Source organism: Methylobacterium sp. B4, from assembly GCF_003201865.1.
Taxonomy (GTDB): Bacteria; Pseudomonadota; Alphaproteobacteria; order Rhizobiales; family Beijerinckiaceae; genus Methylobacterium.
The window spans coordinates 11,874-28,728 of the sequence record NZ_QJJJ01000024.1 but is presented as its reverse complement, the minus strand read 5'-3'; the positions used below and the strand labels follow the sequence as shown (position 1 = coordinate 28,728).

12 protein-coding genes and 1 tRNA gene are annotated in these 16,855 nt (G+C 68.9%); 5 read left to right on the top strand and 8 right to left on the bottom strand.

Features of this window, described 5'->3' with window-relative positions; translation table 11 throughout:
* Positions 1-2: 2 nt before the first annotated feature.
* The 4 genes from recF to rpsT all read right to left on the bottom strand — a co-directional run bounded on the left by recF (position 3) and on the right by rpsT (position 5,221).
* Positions 3-1,157, bottom strand: coding sequence for a DNA replication/repair protein RecF (gene recF / locus BY998_RS20285; protein WP_110353510.1), 1,155 nt, complete (start codon positions 1,155-1,157; stop codon positions 3-5).
* 95 nt (positions 1,158-1,252) lie between these two features.
* Complete coding sequence (gene dnaN / locus BY998_RS20280) at positions 1,253-2,374, bottom strand: DNA polymerase III subunit beta (RefSeq protein ID WP_110353509.1); 1,122 nt, start codon at positions 2,372-2,374, stop codon at positions 1,253-1,255.
* A gap of 249 nt (positions 2,375-2,623) precedes the next feature.
* Positions 2,624-4,129 (bottom strand): chromosomal replication initiator protein DnaA, encoded by a 1,506-nt coding sequence (gene dnaA, locus BY998_RS20275; RefSeq protein WP_110353508.1) that lies wholly within the window; start codon positions 4,127-4,129, stop codon positions 2,624-2,626.
* Between the two features lie 825 nt (positions 4,130-4,954).
* Positions 4,955-5,221: a 30S ribosomal protein S20 gene (gene rpsT / locus BY998_RS20270; RefSeq protein ID WP_110353507.1), complete on the bottom strand. Its 267-nt coding sequence runs from the start codon at positions 5,219-5,221 to the stop codon at positions 4,955-4,957.
* Positions 5,222-5,506: 285 nt separating this feature from the next.
* Between rpsT and BY998_RS20265 the strand changes: the two genes are divergently transcribed.
* The 4 genes from BY998_RS20265 to BY998_RS20250 all read left to right on the top strand — a co-directional run bounded on the left by BY998_RS20265 (position 5,507) and on the right by BY998_RS20250 (position 10,234).
* A tRNA-Thr gene (locus tag BY998_RS20265) sits at positions 5,507-5,581 on the top strand.
* Between the two features lie 1,265 nt (positions 5,582-6,846).
* Positions 6,847-8,742, top strand: coding sequence for an MHYT domain-containing protein (locus tag BY998_RS20260; RefSeq protein ID WP_110353506.1), 1,896 nt, complete (start codon positions 6,847-6,849; stop codon positions 8,740-8,742).
* A gap of 2 nt (positions 8,743-8,744) precedes the next feature.
* A complete protein-coding gene (locus tag BY998_RS20255) occupies positions 8,745-9,191 on the top strand; it encodes a response regulator (protein WP_110353505.1) in 447 nt (148 codons plus the stop codon).
* On the top strand, positions 9,188-10,234 hold the full coding sequence (locus tag BY998_RS20250) for a histidine kinase dimerization/phosphoacceptor domain -containing protein (RefSeq protein ID WP_110353504.1): 1,047 nt from the start codon (positions 9,188-9,190) through the stop codon (positions 10,232-10,234). Before BY998_RS20255 ends, BY998_RS20250 begins: the two co-directional genes overlap by 4 nt.
* 185 nt (positions 10,235-10,419) lie before the next feature.
* Here the strand turns inward: BY998_RS20250 and BY998_RS20245 are convergent, their stop codons facing one another.
* Together BY998_RS20245 and BY998_RS20240 are read right to left on the bottom strand one after the other, a co-directional pair.
* A complete protein-coding gene (locus tag BY998_RS20245; protein WP_110353503.1) occupies positions 10,420-10,683 on the bottom strand; it encodes a hypothetical protein in 264 nt (87 codons plus the stop codon).
* A gap of 129 nt (positions 10,684-10,812) precedes the next feature.
* On the bottom strand, positions 10,813-12,774 hold the full coding sequence (locus tag BY998_RS20240; RefSeq protein ID WP_110353502.1) for a cytochrome C oxidase Cbb3: 1,962 nt from the start codon (positions 12,772-12,774) through the stop codon (positions 10,813-10,815).
* 283 nt (positions 12,775-13,057) lie between these two features.
* Between BY998_RS20240 and BY998_RS20235 the strand changes: the two genes are divergently transcribed.
* The gene (locus tag BY998_RS20235) at positions 13,058-13,801 is read left to right on the top strand and encodes a sigma-70 family RNA polymerase sigma factor (protein WP_110353501.1); all 744 of its coding nucleotides are present in this window, start codon (positions 13,058-13,060) and stop codon (positions 13,799-13,801) included.
* A 35-nt stretch (positions 13,802-13,836) separates the two neighbouring features.
* Here the strand turns inward: BY998_RS20235 and BY998_RS20230 are convergent, their stop codons facing one another.
* Positions 13,837-14,676, bottom strand: coding sequence for a class II glutamine amidotransferase (locus BY998_RS20230; RefSeq protein WP_110353500.1), 840 nt, complete (start codon positions 14,674-14,676; stop codon positions 13,837-13,839).
* 145 nt (positions 14,677-14,821) lie between these two features.
* The gene (locus tag BY998_RS20225; protein ID WP_110353499.1) at positions 14,822-16,591 is read right to left on the bottom strand and encodes an N-acetylglutaminylglutamine amidotransferase; all 1,770 of its coding nucleotides are present in this window, start codon (positions 16,589-16,591) and stop codon (positions 14,822-14,824) included.
* Positions 16,592-16,855: the final 264 nt, after the last annotated feature.

The window sequence follows — 16,855 nt, the reverse complement described above, 5'->3', positions numbered from 1 at the left end:
ACTCAGGCCACGGCCGGCACGATCCTGCCCTCGGCCACCTGCACGATGTCCGCGCGGCCCTCCAACTCGTAGAACAGGGCCGGGTCCGCACCCGTCATCCAGACCTGCCCCTCCAACGCTTCGAGCGCATCGAACAGCCCACCGCGCCGCCGCGGATCGAGATGCGCCGCGACCTCGTCGAGGAGGATGAGGGGCGTCAGCCCGCTCATCGCCCGCACGAGGCGGGCATGGGCCAGCACGAGGCCGATCAGCAGGGCCTTCTGCTCGCCGGTCGAGGCGGTGGCCGCCGGCACGTCCTTGGGGCCGTGGCGCACGACGAGGTCGGTGGTCTGCGGCCCGATCAGGGTGCGGCCCGCCGCCCGGTCGCGGTGGCGGCCCTGCGCCAAGGCGCGGCGGAAGCGATCCTCCGCCTCCAGTGCCGGCCAGACCGCGACGAGGTCGTCGAGGTCGCCCTCCAGCCGCAGCGAGGCCCAGGGGAAGGGCGCCGCGTCGTCCCGCCCCTCCGCGATCAGCCGGTCGAGCCGCTCCACCGTCTCGCGGCGGGCGAGCGCCACGGCGACGCCGAGTTCGGCCACCTCGTGCTCCACCGCATCGAGCCAGCGCGCATCGTCCGGGCGCTCGTCGAGAAGCCGGTTGCGCGAGCGCAGAGCCCGCTCCATGGCCGATACGCGGGCGCCGTGCGCGGCATCGACGGCGAGCACGAGCCGGTCGAGGAAGCGGCGGCGGTCCCCGGCGGCGCCGCGGAACAGCCCGTCGAGATCCGGCGTCAGCCAGACGATCCGCAGGAATTCGGCGAAGGCGACGGGGGAGGGGGCGCTCGCCCCATCGATGCGGCAGACCCGCGTGCCGCGCCCGTCATAACCGGGCGGCTCGTAGCCGGTGCCCAGCCGGTGCTCGGCCTCGGCCGCCTCCAGCGTCGCCGAGACGGCAAAACCGCCGGGACCATTCACGCGCGCCATGGTCGCCAGATCGGCCCGCCGAAGGCCGCGGCCTGGGCAGAACAGCGAGATCGCCTCCAGAAGGTTGGTCTTGCCCGCACCGTTCTCGCCGACCAGGGCCACGAAGCGGCGCGTCGTGGCGAGATCGAGATCGAGGTGGTTGCGAAAGTCGCGTGCGATCAGGCGGGTGAGGCGGGCGCCGCCCGGCAGCGTGTCCATCCGGGCGGTATATCCGATCCGACCGACATCGGAAGCCGCCTCATCTGCCGCGCCGGGGCCGCAGGCTCGGATTCACCGTCGACGGGGCGCTCGCCTCACACGCGCATCGGCATCAGCACGTAGAGCGCGGGCGCTCCGTCCCGGTCCTGGATCAGCGTGGGCGAGCCGGGATCGGCGAGCTTGAACAGGGCCGTGTCACCCTGAAGCTGGGCGGTGATGTCGAGGAGGTAACGGGCGTTGAAGCCGATATCGAGGGCGGAGGCCTCGTAATCGACGTCGAGTTCCTCGGTCGCCGAACCGGCATCCGGGTTGGTGACGGAGAGGGCAAGCCGCCCTTCGCTCACGGCGAGCTTCACCGCCCGGCCGCGCTCCGACGAGATGGTCGAGACGCGGTCCACGGCCCGGGCGAAGGCGTCGCGCTCCACCGTCAGGCGCTTGTCGTTGCCGGTCGGAATCACGCGCTGGTAATCGGGGAAGGTGCCGTCGATGAGCTTCGAGATCAGGGTCACGCCGCCCGCGAAGGTGAGGCGGATCTTGGCCGGCGAGATCTCGACCTGCACGCTCTCGCCGCCGTCGTCGACGAGCTTCTGGATCTCGGCCACGGCCTTGCGGGGCACGATGATGCCGGGCATGCCGCGGCTACCCTCGGGCGCCGTGGTCTCGACCCGGGCGAGCCGGTGCCCGTCGGTGGCCACGGCGCGCAGCTTCAGCTCGCCTTCCGCCTCGACGGTGTGGAGATAGATGCCGTTGAGGTAGTAGCGCGTCTCCTCCGTCGAGATCGCGAACTGCGTCTTCTCGATGAGTTGCTTCAGTTCGGCGGCGGGGATCGCGAAGGCGTGCGGCAGTTCGCCCGCGGCGAGGTCGGGGAAATCCCCCTCGGGCAGCGCACCGAGGGCGAAGCGCGAGCGCCCGGAGCGGATCGTCATCTGCCCGGTCTCGCCCGAGGTCTCCAGCGAGACCTGCGCCCCGTCCGGCAGCTTGCGCACGATGTCGTAGATGACGTGGGCGGGCACCGTGGTGGCACCGGCATCGATCACGTCCGCCGGCACCGTCTCGGTGACCTCGATGTCGAGGTCGGTCGCCTTGAGCTGGAGACCGTTCTCGCCCGTGCGCAGCAGGACGTTCGAAAGGATCGGAATCGTGTTGCGCCGCTCCACGACCCGGTGCACGTGGCCGAGCGATCTCAGGAGGGCCGCGCGCTCGACTGTGACTCTCATCGAAAAACCCGCCGTCTCTTCAAACACTGGCCCGCCCTCGGCCCGGCCCGAGGCTTCAAGCGGTGAGGGGCTGCATAGCTTGGCGAAGCGCCCCGGCGAAGGCAAGGGCGCCGGGGACGCCGTCCCGCCTCCACACAGCCGCACATCTTCCGATTGCACCGTGCGACCGGATCGGAGAAATGATGGGCCGGCCGGCCCCGGCGTGTCGCCGGGACCGGGCACCGTCTCGATCCCGGCGCGCCGTTGCGGTCAATCCTGAAGCATGCGCTTCAGCAGCTCGACCTCGTCGCCGAGCACCGCGTCCTCGCCGATCTGCTTCTCGATCTTGCGCACCGCGTGCAGCACGGTGGTGTGATCGCGTCCACCGAAGCGGCGGCCGATCTCGGGCAGGGAGCGCAAGGTCAGCACCTTCGACAGGTACATCGCGATCTGGCGGGGTTTCACCACGGCGGCGGTGCGGCGCTCGGAGAGGATGTCCGAACGGGAGACGTTGTAGCGGGAGGCCACCAGCTTCTGGATGTCCTCGATCTTCACCCGCTTGGGCTCGCGGTTCTTCACGAGATCGCGGATGGCCGTTTCGGCGGTCTCGACCGTCACCGGTGCGCCGGTCAGCGTGGCATGCGCCAGCAGCCGGTTCACCGCGCCTTCGAGGTCGCGTCCGTTGGCAGTGATCGCCCGGGCGACGTAGGCGGAGACCGCGGGAGAGACCTCGAAGTTCGGGTGGCTCTGGCGCACGGCATCGAGCCGGGCGGAGAGGATCGAGGCGCGCAGGCCCTCATCGAGACCGCCGATCTCGACGACGAGTCCGCCGGCCAGCCGCGAGCGCACCCGCTCGTCGAGGGTTTCGAGTTCCGCCGGGGGACGGTCGGAGGCTACGACCACCTGACGGCCCGAATCGATCAGCGCGTTGAGGGTGTGGCCGAACTCCGTCTGGATCGACTTGCCCTGAATGAACTGCACGTCGTCGAGGATCAGCAGGTCGATCGCGCGCAGGCGCTCCTTAAAGGCCAGTGCGCTCTGCGTCTTCAGCGCGTTGACGAAGCCGTACATGAAGCGGTCGGCGGTGAGGTAGATTACCCGGCGGCCGGCCTCGCGGGCGGCGTGGCCCGCGGCGTGGAGCAGGTGCGTCTTGCCCAGGCCGACGCCGGCATGAACGTAGAGCGGGTTGTAGAGCGAGCCCTCGCCATCGTTGCGGGCGATGCGCTCAGCCGCCGCGTGGGCCAGGGCGTTCGAGCGGCCGACGACGAAGCTCGTGAAGGTGAGCCGGGCATCGAGCGGCGCACCGTTCAGATCGACCGCGGCCGAATCGCCGCGCAATGCGGCGATCTCGGTCTCGACCATCGGGCCGGGCCCCTGCAGGGCCGCCGCCGTCGCCGTAGCGTGGAGACGGGTGAGCGGGCCGCTGGTCGGATTCGCCTTGGCCGGTGAGCCGGCGGCGGGCCGGACCGGGGCGGAGGGGCCGCGTACGCCGACTTCGATGCGGCTCACGCTCTCGGCCTCGGCGCGGAACGTCGTCAGCACCCGGTCGAGATAGTGCGACTCGATCCAGCTCTTGAGGAAACGCGTCGGCACGGTGAGCCGGGCGACGCCGCTGGTCACATCCTCCAATTCCAGGCGGGCGAACCAGCTCGCGAACACGTCTTCGCCGAGCTCCGCCCGCAGCCGTCGCTTCACCCGCGTCCAAGCAGCGGGAAAGTCGGTGCCCCCTCTGCCGTTTCCGCCATCGCCGTCCGCCATGCTGCCGTCGAGGTGCATCACCGTGTCTCCTCGCATCCCGGACCGGCGGACCGGAGGGGATGCGTACGCATACGCCACACGAGTGGAGGTGCCGCCCGACGTGAGGTACCTCACAGAGCCCCGGCTTGCCGGGAGCCTTCCCGGAGACCGCGACGGTCCGGCGGGAGGGTTGTGAGAGACGCTCGGGACGGTTCCCCCGAAATGGTCTCGACGCTGTCAAGGGCAGCGCCGGCGGCCATCGCTAAAGATGGCTGTGTATCAACAATCCTCTATCGTTCTCCTAACAGCGGGACGATCGGGGAAAACATCTTCGTGCGGTGCGAGTCGCGCCTGTGGGAGGAAAGAGTCGAAGCCGGGCCCGCAACTTGGGGAAGACTCGTGCCGTCCCGCCGTTCGACTTGCGGCACCGCCGCGGCCGCAAGGTTTTGTTAAGCTACACGCTGAGCTCAGACGCGCGCAACGCTGAACACTCGGCGGATGGTTAACGAAGCGTTCGCCGGGGCGGTGCAAGCCGCAATTCGGGATAACCGATCGGGATCTGTGGAGAAGGGCGCGAGGCCGGTGCACAACATCGGCCAGAGGAGGCGACCGGCCAGGCGTCGCCCAGGAGCCGACAGGGCAGCGTCGGGGCGAAGGCCGTCCGTGGCCGGGAGTCGTACGGGATACGCGCAGCCGGACAGGCCAACCGATCTCGGACGCAAGCGTCTCACGGTCGCTGTCGAGGGACGGGGCCGGCGCATGAAAAAAGCCCGGCCTGCGGGAGGCCGGGCTAGATTCAAACTCTTTGGTGAAGGCGCCTCTCGGTCGATCCCGTTTCCGGGTGTCGAGACGCGACTCGTCGGATCAAGCGGCGATGGCCTTCACGCGGGCGGCGAGGCGGGAGACTTTCCGCGAGGCATTGTTCTTGTGAACGATGCCATGCTGGGCAGCGCGCATGATCTCCGGCTCGGCAGCGCGGAGCGCCGAGAGAGCCACGCCCTGATCGCCGGAGGCGATGGCCTCCTCGACCTTGCGGACGAAGGTGCGCATCCGCGAACGGCGCGAGCGGTTGATCGCCGTGCGCTTGGCGATCTTACGGGTCATCTTCTTGGCCGACACGGTGTTGGCCATGGGGCATCCTCGTCTGGTCGTGGCGGCAACGAACCCAGCCCGGGACGATCCGGTGTCGGTCAGCGCAGCCTGATGATAAGCAAAGGCGAAACGGCCGGGCGCAAATCTGCGGCCGGACGTGGAGGCCGCTCTATAGCCGCGCCCCCCCGATCCGTCAACAAAACGTCACGGCGGCACGCCGGCTCGGCCTTCCTGCATTTTGTTCGCGCCGACAGCGTTGCCAAGCCGAAAGCGATCCGCTAATGCCCCCTCCAGTCCGGCGGCGGCACTGCCCCCCGACACCGCGCTGCGGTAGCTCAGTGGTAGAGCACCTCATTGGTAATGAGGAGGTCGAGAGTTCAATCCTCTCTCGCAGCACCATTCCCTTCAATGACTTAGATGTCGGTTGCGGAATGCTTTAGGGTTCACATGAACCTAAGCCCCAAAATCCGAACCCGTCGACACGGATGCGGTAGACCCGAGTGCCAGCGGCGCCAGTGGTCCTGCCATGAGCAACGGCGCGGACGATAGACTGTCGCAGTGGACCGCATAGCATCGGATATCGGTGCGTTGGATCATGCGTCGCGAAGCCGTGCCGGCTGCAGCCGTCAACGGCCTCAAGGCCGCGAACCCGTCCGTCGATCGGCCGTAAGGTTCGTCTGAACAGATAAACGAACCAGCCGCCGCCCCCTATCGGGGCTTTCGGCCGATGATCCGGCGCGGTGACATCCGGCCGAGACGAAGCGCCGGGCCGCCGTTCAAGCGCGGTGGGGGCAGGGACGATCGGCGCAGCACCACCCCTCCCTGTCGGACGCAACGGCTTTGCCGTTGGCGTCGAAGGCAGACTCGCCTCGCAGGGCGATACTGATCGTCAGCGCATCGGTGTCGATCGAAGCAACCGGCCGTGCTTCGGACACGGGCGGTTTCGTGAGCATCGTGATCGCGAAGGCGCGGTGGCCAAAATAAACGCAGCTGCGAATGTCGTGACCTTCTTCATGCATGCCTCCCGGCAGGATGATGCGACGAGCACTCGAGCACTAAGGTGTACAGGCGCGGCACACGGTGCGATCCTGGTATTAGAATTCGTCAAAAATACCATTAGATGATAACATTTCATTCAGTTGGTTGGAGTAATATCAGGATTTATCTTGCAAAATTCAAAAGTGCATTTGATGCTCGAGACCGAGTAGGACTGATTTTCTCGTTTCGCACTCTAGTCGGCGGCATGCGCCTGTCACGACGTCACGGATGTATGAAGCTCGGCAGAGGGTTCGGGTAGGACGCCGACCGATTCGGCCGGATGAACACGGCTGGCAGGGCCCCTCGCCGTCGGCCCCATATCGCTCACCCGCCGGGTCCAACGTCGTAAGGCTCGGACGCCGGTATTTCGGTCCGACCGCAGCAATCGGGTGCCTCAGCCGCACCCGACCCGGCCAGTGTAAAAAAACGTCGCCGCAGGCAACTGCGCCTTGCCGAATGCCGCAGCGTGCCGAGAAAGGCCGATGGCGCCCGCGGACCGGGTACGTTAACCTATGAGGAACCGGGCGTTCTGCTGGGGTCCGGTTCGCGCTTCCTCGGGACGCAGCGCGTGGGAAGCCTTCGCCGCCGCGCTTGAGACCTGACCAGCCCCGGGCCGCCCAACGACGATGGTTCACACCGGCTACGATCCGGCCCTGGTGGCGCTCTCCCTCGCCATCGCGATCCTCGCCTCCTACACCGCGCTCGATCTCGGCGCGCGGGTGCGGACGGCGCCGGGACGCTTTCGGCCGGCTTGGCTGCTCGGCGCCGCGGTGGCGATGGGCGGCGGCATCTGGTCGATGCACTTCGTCGGCATGCTGGCCTTCGAGATGGGGATGCCGGCAGCCTACGATCTCGGCATCACCCTGCTCTCTCTCCTCATCGCGGTCGGCGTCACCGGAGCGGCCCTGGCCTGGGTCGGCCGCCGCCGGGCGGGGCGCCGAGACGTGCTCATCGCGGGCCCGATCATGGGAATCGGCGTCGCGGCGATGCATTATACCGGCATGGCCGCGATGCGGGTGCCCGGCAACCTCGCCTACAGCCTTCCGGTGGTGGCGCTCTCGGTCGCGATCGCCATCAGCGCCGCCAGCGTGGCCCTCTGGCTCACCTTCCGGCCGACCAGCGTCTCGCAGAAGCTCGTCGCGGCGCTCGTCATGGGCGCGGCCGTCGCAGGTATGCACTATACCGGCATGGCCGCGGCCACCTTCACGGCGGAGGAAGCGGGCGCGCACGCCGCCCACATCGCGGCCGCGGGCGCCGACCAGAAGAACATTGCCCTCTCGGTGACCGGCGCGACCTTCGTTATCCTGTTCCTGGCGATGCTCGCCTCCGCAGTCGATCAGCAGCGCATCCAGGGCGATCTACGCGCGAGCGAGGAGCGCTTCCGGGCCGCCGTTCAGGCGGTGCGTGGTGTGCTGTGGACCAACGATCCCGAGGGCCGAATGACCGGCGAGCAGCCGGGCTGGAGCGCCCTGACCGGCCAGAGCCGGTCGGAGTACGAGGGGTTCGGCTGGGCCGAGGCCGTGCATCCGGACGACCGAGAGGCGAGCGTCGCGGCCTGGAACGCGACGGTCGCGACCCGGGGTACCTTCCTCCACGAGCACCGGGTGCGCGCGCGGGACGGCCTCTGGCGCCACTTCGCGATCCGCGCGGTTCCCGTGCTCGATGCCCACGGCGCCATCCGCGAATGGGTCGGCGTGCATACCGACATCACCGAGCAGCGCGAGGCCGAGGCCGAGTTGCGCGAATCGAACGAGGAGATCCAGCGCTACGCCTACATCGTCAGCCACGACCTGCGCGCGCCGCTCGTCAACGTGATGGGCTTCACCAGCGAGCTTGAAGCGGTGCGGGAGGAGTTGCGCACCGTTCTGCGCGACCACCCGCAGGGCGCGCGCATCGACGGCGACATGGCGGAGGCCCTGGGCTTCATCCAAGCGGCCGTCGCGAAGATGGAGCGGCTGATCGCGGCCATCCTGAAGCTGTCGCGCGAAGGGCGGCGCCGCTTCGCGCCCGAGCCCGTCGAGATGACGGGGCTGCTCCGGGGCATCGCCGACGTGCAGCGCCATCAGGCCGCCAGCCGGGGCGCGACGGTGACGGTGGCCGACGACTTGCCTGTGATCGTGGCGGACCGTCTCGCCGTCGAACAGATCTTCGGCAACCTGATCGACAACGCCCTGAAATATCTCGATCCCGACCGGCCCGGGCGCATCGAGGTGACGGCCCGGCCGGCTCCGGGCGACCGCATCCGCTTCGCGGTCTCGGACAACGGCCGCGGAATTCCGGCCCAGGACCACGGCCGCATCTTCGAGCTGTTCCGCCGCTCCGGGGTGCAGGACCGGCCGGGCGAGGGAATCGGCCTGGCCCACGTGAAGGCGCTGACGCGCGCGCTGGGCGGGCGGATCGAGGTCGCCTCGCAAGTCGGGGTCGGCACCACCTTTGTCGTGACGCTGCCCCGTGAGGCGGCTACAGGCGGCGGGACGGCCGAAGCGGCCCAGCCCGAACCGATGATCCTGGCCGCGGAGTGACCATGCAGCCGCCCATCCAAGCCGTCACCATCGTGATGATCGAGGACGACGAGGGCCATGCCCGCCTCATCGAGCGCAACATCCGCCGCGCCGGGGTGAGCAACGAGATCATGCCGTTCCGCGACGGCACCACGGCGCTCGACTTCCTGCTGGGTCCGGACGGCTCGGGCGAGGCCAGCGCCCGGCGCCACCTCCTGATCCTGCTCGATCTCAACCTGCCGGACATGACCGGCATCGACATCCTGGAGCGGATCAAGGCCAACCCGCACACCAAGCGCTCCCCCGTCGTGGTGCTCACCACCACCGACGATGCCCGCGAGATCCAGCGCTGCTACGATCTCGGGGCGAACGTCTACATCACCAAGCCGGTCAACTACGAAGGCTTCTCCAACGCCATCCGCCAGCTGGGGCTGTTCTTCTCGGTGATCCAGGTTCCCGAGAACTCATGAGCGACGCCCCTCCGGCCCCCTGCCGCATCCTCTACATCGACGACGATCCGGGCCTCGGGCGCCTGGTGCAGCGCGGGCTCCAGGCCCGAGGCCATTCCGTCGAGCTGGCACCGAACGGGGAGGCGGGATTGGCGCGGGCGCGGGCCGGTGGGATCGACCTGATCGCCCTCGACCATCACATGCCGGACCAGACCGGCCTCGACCTGCTGCCGGCCCTACGCGCGCTGCCGGAGCCGCCGCCGATCATCTACGTGACGGGCTCGGAGGACAGCCGCGTGGCAGTGGCCGCCCTGAAGGCGGGCGCGGTCGATTACGTCTGGAAGGACGTGCAGGGCCAGTTCCGCGAACTGCTCGGCGAGGCCGTGGACACCGCGCTCCGGCAGGAGGCGTTGCGGCGCGACAAGGAGCGGGCGGAGGCCGCCGTGCGCGAGGCGCGCGACAGGGCCGAGTTGCTCTTGCGCGAGGTCAATCACCGCGTCGCCAACTCGCTGACCCTGGTGGCGGCGCTGGCGCGCCTGCAGACCAACGCCGTGACCGATCCGGCGGCCAAGGAGGCGCTGGAGGAGATGCAGGCGCGCATCTCGGCCATCGCCGGCATCCACCGGCGGCTCTACACCTCGCAGGACGTCGAGGCCGTCGAGCTCGACGCCTATCTGAGCGGGCTCGTGGAGGAATTGCAGCTCGCCATGAAAGCGTCGGGCCGCGACCACGCGATCCGCCTTCAGGCCGAGCCGATCCGGCTCGCCACCGACAAGGCCGTCTCGCTCGGCGTCGTCGTGACCGAACTCGTCACCAACGCCTACAAATACGCCTATCCCGGCGGCACTCAGGGCGAGATCCGGGTGCAGGTGATGCGCGAGGGTCCCGACACGCTCTCGCTAACGGTCGAGGATGATGGCGTCGGCTGGACGGGGGAGGGCGAGGCGAAGGGGACCGGTCTCGGCTCGCGCATCATCCGCGCCATGGCCTCCAACCTGCGCTCGGTCCTCACCTACGCGCCGGGCCGGACCGGCACGCGCGCGGTGCTGTCGTTCCAGACCTGACGGCGCCGCCGATCGAAGACACGTGATCACGTTGACCGCGAGGTAGCAGTCTCGGCGCGAATTTCGATGAACCGGACCGCGGTCGGCAGGTTAGAGCCCGTACAGGTCTGCTTCCTGTTTTCTCCCTGGACTTCGACCCGCCCGGCCTCGGCCGGCGCGGGTTTCTTTTCGTGCCCGCACAACCGTCAGAAGCGACGGCATCGGGGCGGACCGTCGCCCGCGAGCGAGCCCGGCACCACGCGGCCGCCGGCCGCCTCGCAGACGGAGCGGAACGGCTTCTCGGGCCTGTGAAACCCCCAGATCGCGATTATCGGGGCGACCATGATGAAGACCGTCATGCCCATGATGAAGGCCGGAAACCATTCCGGCATGCGCCGCGGCGGCTCGGGCCGGATCGGGGGGAGGGGAGCCTGGAAGGCCAGGAGCGGAAGCCAGTCCGGAACGCTCATGGATCGGCCTCTCTTCGCGGCGGCGCGGGCCCGACCGGGGCGCTCACCGGACAACCTCCGGTGCCCTGCATTGGATCACAGGATGCCGCCCTGAAGTAGGCCGACGCGGGGTCGCACCGGTTACCCCGCTCAGGGCACCGGCACCGCTTCGGTCAGCCGGACGACGGAGAGCAGGTAGGCGACGAGGGCTGCCTGATCCTCGGCCGGGATACCGGCCTCGGCATCCGCCCAGTAGGCATGGCCCTCGCCGGTGACGCGAGCCGTCCTCGCCTTCGCGGACGCCCCGTTCGCCGCCACGACCCGGGCCCGCAGGCTCCGGTCCACCAGCGCCCGCAGGCTGTTGGCGGGATCGGGCAGGACGCCGGCGTCGAGGGTGCCCGGCACGCCGAGTTGCCGCTCGGCGTCGGGTCCGACCGAGACGCCGGAATCGTGCAGGTAGGGCGCGCTCCAGGCCAGCCCGACGAGATTGGGCACTTTGTAGCCGCCCTTCGTTCCGGCATGCGCCCAGGCGAGTTGAAGCTGCTTCAGCGCGTCGCCCTCGACGGGTATCGGGACCGTCTTCGCGTCCGGCGGCAGCGGGAAGGGCGTGTCCGTGGCGAAAATGGCGGGCGCGGCCAGTTGGGCCTCCATCCGGACCGTCGCGCGCGCGCGGCTCGGCTCGGTGCCGATCTCCTCGATCGGGATCACCCGGTTGTTGGTGAGCGCGGGTCCCGAGTGACAACCGACGCATCCGGCTCGTGCGAACACCGCGCGCCCCCGCGCCCGTTGCGCGGCGTCGGCGAACGCCGCGTCGGGGGCCCGCAGGAGGTTCTGGAAGGCCGACATGGCGTTGTTGGCGTAGTTGGCGGGCTCCCCCGCGACGGAGGCGAGCAGGCTGTTGTCGGTCATGTAGTTGGTGGCGGGAAAGCTCGGCAGCACGGCGTAGCTGTTGAGGCCGGGCGTGCCCGGTGTCAGGTCGGCGACGGCCAGAACCTGGGTCGGCTGCCTGCCCGAGGCCGGATCGAAGCGTAGCGCCGCGTCAGCGGCCCCCTGCAGGACCATGCCGAGATAGAGTTCGGGATCGAGGCCGAACAGCACCTTGACCGCCCGCGTCTGCTGCGTGGTGTCGGAATTGGCGGCATGGACGTTGTTGTTGAGCGCCGAAAGCCCCTTGAATGGACCGATCGCAGCGCGTCCGCTCCAGCTGTAGGGCTCGCCGTAGGCGGAGAAGCTCGACGGGATCGAGGTCGGATTGGTCTCGCGGTCCGCGGAGGAATCGAAGCTGCCGGCCGGCCAGCTCGCGACCTGCACCTTGGCGGCGGCCTCGAATGACTCGCGGTCCGGCAGGGTCACCCTGCTCCCGTCCTCCCCGGTCACGGCGCGGGCGGGATCGCCGGGATGGCTGGCCGGGTCGGCGCTGCCGTGCATGAAATAGGCCGTCGAATTGCTCGCCAGCGCCATCAGCAGCCCGGCATTGAGGTCGGTGTTGGGCGCGCCCTCGACCACCTTGCCGGAGGCCGGGTCGACGGCCGCGTGGCAGAGGGCGCAGGTGATGCCCATGCGCAGGTGGCCGCGATCGTAGAAGGCGCGGATGCCGAGGATGAAGGCGGAGCCGCGCGGCACGTCGAGCCCCGTCGGCACTAGCTCTCCCTTCTTCCAGGTGCGTTCGCCGACGGTGACGTCGCGCGCCATGCGGACTTGAAGGTTCGAGGTGCCTTGCCCGGCGAGCAGGGCGATGGCGCGGGCGACCTCGTAGGGCGTGATGCCGCCGTCGAGCATGCCCATCACGTCGGTGAGGAACACCTCGTTGCCGAAGGTCTCGCGGTAGAAGGCGTCGCGTCCGCGCTCGATCAGGGCCGCGTCGATCGCCACGGCGCCGCGGTCGGGCGAAAGCTGTTCACGGCCCTCCGCCGTCGCCGTCAGCCGCTCGGCCTCGTCGCGCCCGACGCGCCGACCGAGGAGATCGAAGGCGGTCTCGGGGTGATAGCGCCCGAGATTGAGAAGGTCGCCCTCGCCGGGCATCGGTGCGTGACTGAAGCGGGCCAGGGCGCCGACGGCGACGCCTCCGGCCACGATCCCGGAAGCGACGAGAAGACGGAGCGGCCAGCCCATGCGCAGTCGTTGACCTTCGAACCCTGCGGCGGTCGTCCGCGGTTCGACAACCGCGTTATGGCGAAGTTGTTCGCGCCGCGACACATGAACTCAAGCTGTCGCAGCGTAAAGTCATCGGTACGGGGGCAGACAGAAGCTCGGCGGCCGAAGCAGCGCGACCGGGATAACGGACCACTGCACCGGTACTAATAATCTATGTAGGCGCAGGCGCAGGGAATTCGCGGGACAAATCGGCGGCCGGGGCATGACCCCGGCCCAAGTCCGTGACCTACCACAGGACCTGATGCCAAAGACTGCCTTCGAAATGTCCGCCCCGCCGCTCGGCGAGGCCCCCATGCTCCCTGCCGGTATCCAGCAGCGTCTCGGAGCCCTTCTCGCCGAAGCCTATGCCCAGATGCCGGGCACCCCAAGTGCCGGAGCCGGCCGGTTCGACGCCCTGCTCGCGCGGTTGGAGACCGTCCTCGTCGCTCAGGAGGGCAAGGACGAGGAGTCGTTCCGCTCCGCCATCATCGAGATGACGCCGCGCCTCTACAACTTCGCGATGTCGCTGACGAAGAACCCCTCCGCCGCCGACGACCTCGTTCAGGACACCTTCCTGCGGGCTTGGCGGAGCCGGTCGCGCTTCACCGTCGGCACCAATCTCGGGGCGTGGCTGTTCACGATCATGCGCAACGCCTTCTACTCGCGCCACCGCAAGGAGGTGCGCGAGGTAGCCGACAGCGACGGCGATTACGCCGAGCGTCTCGCCGCCGCCCCGGAACAATCCGGCCATGTCGATCTCATGGACGCGCAGACGGCGCTCGCCAAGCTGCCCCTGCCGATGCGGCAGGCGCTGATCCTCGTGGCGATCGAGAACCTCAGCTACGAGGAGGCCGCGACGGTGATGAACTGCCGGATCGGCACGGTGAAGAGCCGCGTCTGGCGCGCCCGCGAACAGCTCGCTCAGATCCTCGGCTACAGCGCCGCCGATGTCGGCTCCGACGGCATGACGCTCTCGGCCGTCGGCGGCACCACCTGGGTGACCTGAGAACGGAACCCGGCCCCGGATTACCCGGGGCCGCTTCAGGCACTCAGCTGCAATTGCAGGTGCGGCAGGCCGGAGCGGCGTGCCAGCCCGAACTCCTTGAGCGACAGAACCTCGACCGGCTCGTCCTTGCGGGCGATCACGACGCTGTTGTCGGGCACCGGCGTCCAGGTCGCATGCTCCTTGTCCAGCGGCTCCGAGACGACGACGACGCCGTCGGCGGACTGGCGGTAATACATGCTGTTGGCCGCGTCGTTGGCCGCGTAGCGGAAGGCGTACAGGTCGCGTCCGTCGGCCAGGGCCGCCGTGAAGCGGAAGGGATGGCCGTCCTCGATGCCGCCGACCAGTTCCGTCACGGCGGCCAGCGCCCGCGCCGTCGCAGTGATTGGGTCGTGCTTCGTCTCGCTGGCCATCAGGCCCTGACCAAGGATCGCCAGGAACAGCGCCTCCGAATCCGTCGTGCCGTTGCGCGAGGGGTAGAGTTCGTCGGGGATCAGCGCCTCGACCGGCCGGCGCAGGCGGGCCCAGTCGCCGATATAGCCGTTATGCATGAAGAGCCACGGGCCGCAGGCGAAGGGGTGGCAGTTGGGCCGCGTGATCGGCGTGCCCGTGGCCGCCCGCACATGGGCGAAGAACAGGTGCGAGTGCAGGTGCCGGCAGATGTAGCGCAGGTTCTCGTCGGACCAGGCGGGCTGCACCTCGCGGAAGCGGCCCGGCTCCGGGTGGTCGCCGTACCAGCCCAACCCGAACCCGTCGCCGTTGGTGCTCGCGGTCGATTCGAGCGCCTTGATGCTCTGTGAGACCAGCGAATGCGCCGGCTCCGTCACGTAATGCTCGAGCGGTATCGTGCGGCCCCGATAGGCGATCCAGCGGCACATACTCTCGGGCCTCCCCCAAACCGTGCGTTCTTGCCCGCCGCGCTTCGTCGATGATCGTGGAGAATCCGCGTCACCTTGAGCGCAAGCGTCTGCTTCGCGCGACGATCTGCACGGCGCCTCATGCGCCCAACGCGGGACCAGCAGATCAGATGCCGTGCGATTGCAGCCACGCTTCGAGCAGCGAGACCTGCCAGAGCTTCGAATTGCCCTTCGGCGTCAGCGTCCCGTCCGGATCGGCGAGCAGACGATCGACGTAATCCCGGTTGAAGATCCCGCGTTCGCGCGCCGCCGGCCGGTCGAGCACGTCGCGCACAAAATCCATGAACGGCCCGCGGATGTGCTTCAGAGCGGGAACCGGAAAATAGCCCTTCGGCCGGTCGATCACCTCCGCCGGAACGACGGCGCGGGCCGCCTCCTTGAGGATGTACTTTCCCCCATCGCGCACCTTCAGCTCCGCCGGGATGCGCGCGGCGAGTTCGACGAGTTCGTGATCGAGGAACGGGACGCGCGCCTCCAGTCCGCAGGCCATGGTCATGTTGTCGACCCGCTTGACCGGATCGTCCACGAGCATGATCCGCTGGTCGAGGTCGAGGGTCTTGTCGATGGCGCTCGCGCTCCGCGACTCCGCGAAGAACCGGGCGATGTAGTCGCGGCTGTGATCCGCGCCGAGGTAATCGGGCGTGATCGCCTCGCGCATCTCCGCGTGGTCGCGGTCGAAATAGGCCTTGGCGTAATCGGCGGTCGGGTCGGTCGAGCCCATCAGCTTCGGGTACCAGTGGTAACCGCCGAACACCTCGTCGGCGCCCTGGCCGCTCTGGATCACCTTCACATGCCGGGCGACCTCCTGAGAGAGCAGCAGGAAGGCCACCGCGTCGTGGCTCATCTGCGGCTCGGCCATGGCGTGGATCGCCGCAGGCAGCGCCTCCAGGGTGCGCGAGCCGTCGACGACGAGCTTGGCGTGATCAGTCTCGAAGCGCTCGGCGATGATGTCGGAATACTTGAACTCGTCGCCCTCGACGCCGTTCACCGCGTCGAAGCCGACCGAGAAGGTCTTGAGCCCGCTCTGGCCGTTCCGGGCCAGCAGCGCCACGATGACAGACGAGTCGAGGCCGCCCGAGAGCAGCACCCCGGTCGGCACGTCGGCGATCTGGCGCCGGGCCACGGCGACGCCGAGGGAATCGAGCACGGCTGCGCGCCAATCGGCCTCGGTCATGGCGCGGTCCTCGTCCCGCGGGCCGACCGTGAGCGACCAGTAGGTCTCCTCCCGGCGCGCGCCGTCGGGCTCGAAGGTGAGCGTCGTGGCGGGATGGAGCTTCCGCACGCCTTTGAGGATCGTCAGCGGGGCCGGCACGCCCGCGTGCCAGCTCATGAAGTGATGCAACGCGACCGGATCGATCGACGTATCGACATCCCCGGCGGCGAGCAGGGCCGGCAGCGCGGAGGCGAAGCGGAAGCGCTCGGGCGTCTCGGCATAGTAGAGCGGCTTGATGCCGAGCCGGTCGCGGGCGAGCATCACCCGGCCGGTCTCGCGCTCATGGACGGCGAAGGCGAACATGCCGAGAAAGCGCTTCACGCAATCCCGGCCCCAGGCGTGATAGGCTTTGAGCACCACCTCGGTGTCGCTCGTGGAGAAGAAGCGGTAGCCCCTGGCCGTCAGCTCCTCGCGCAGTTCCTTGTAGTTGTAGATGCAGCCGTTGAACACGAGGCTGAGGCCGAGTTCCGGATCGACCATCGGCTGCCGCCCGGTCTCCGACAGGTCGATGATCTTCAGCCGGCAATGGCCGAGGGCCACGCGGCCCTCCTCTTGGAGGCCGCTCGCATCGGGTCCGCGCGGGCGGAGGACCATCATCATCGCTTCGACGGCCCCCCGATCGGCCCGTCCTCCGAAGCTGATCTCCCCGCAGATTCCGCACATGGGCGCCGGCTGTCCTCGTGCTTCAGTGGCCCGACCTGAGCGGCAGAACCGTAAATCGCCTCGTCCGTTCCCCGCCGCCCGTCCTTTCGGCCGTCGGCGACGATGCTCCCGGTATCGGCCGTGTAGCGATTTCCGGACCAGCCGCGCTATCCTCGGCTGCTGGGAACATCCTGAGAGCGGTCGGCCGGCTGCAGGCGGCTGCGCCGCGGGCCCCGGATCGAACACGGACGGAAACTGGGCCGTCCGTCGGCGACTTGCTCTCCT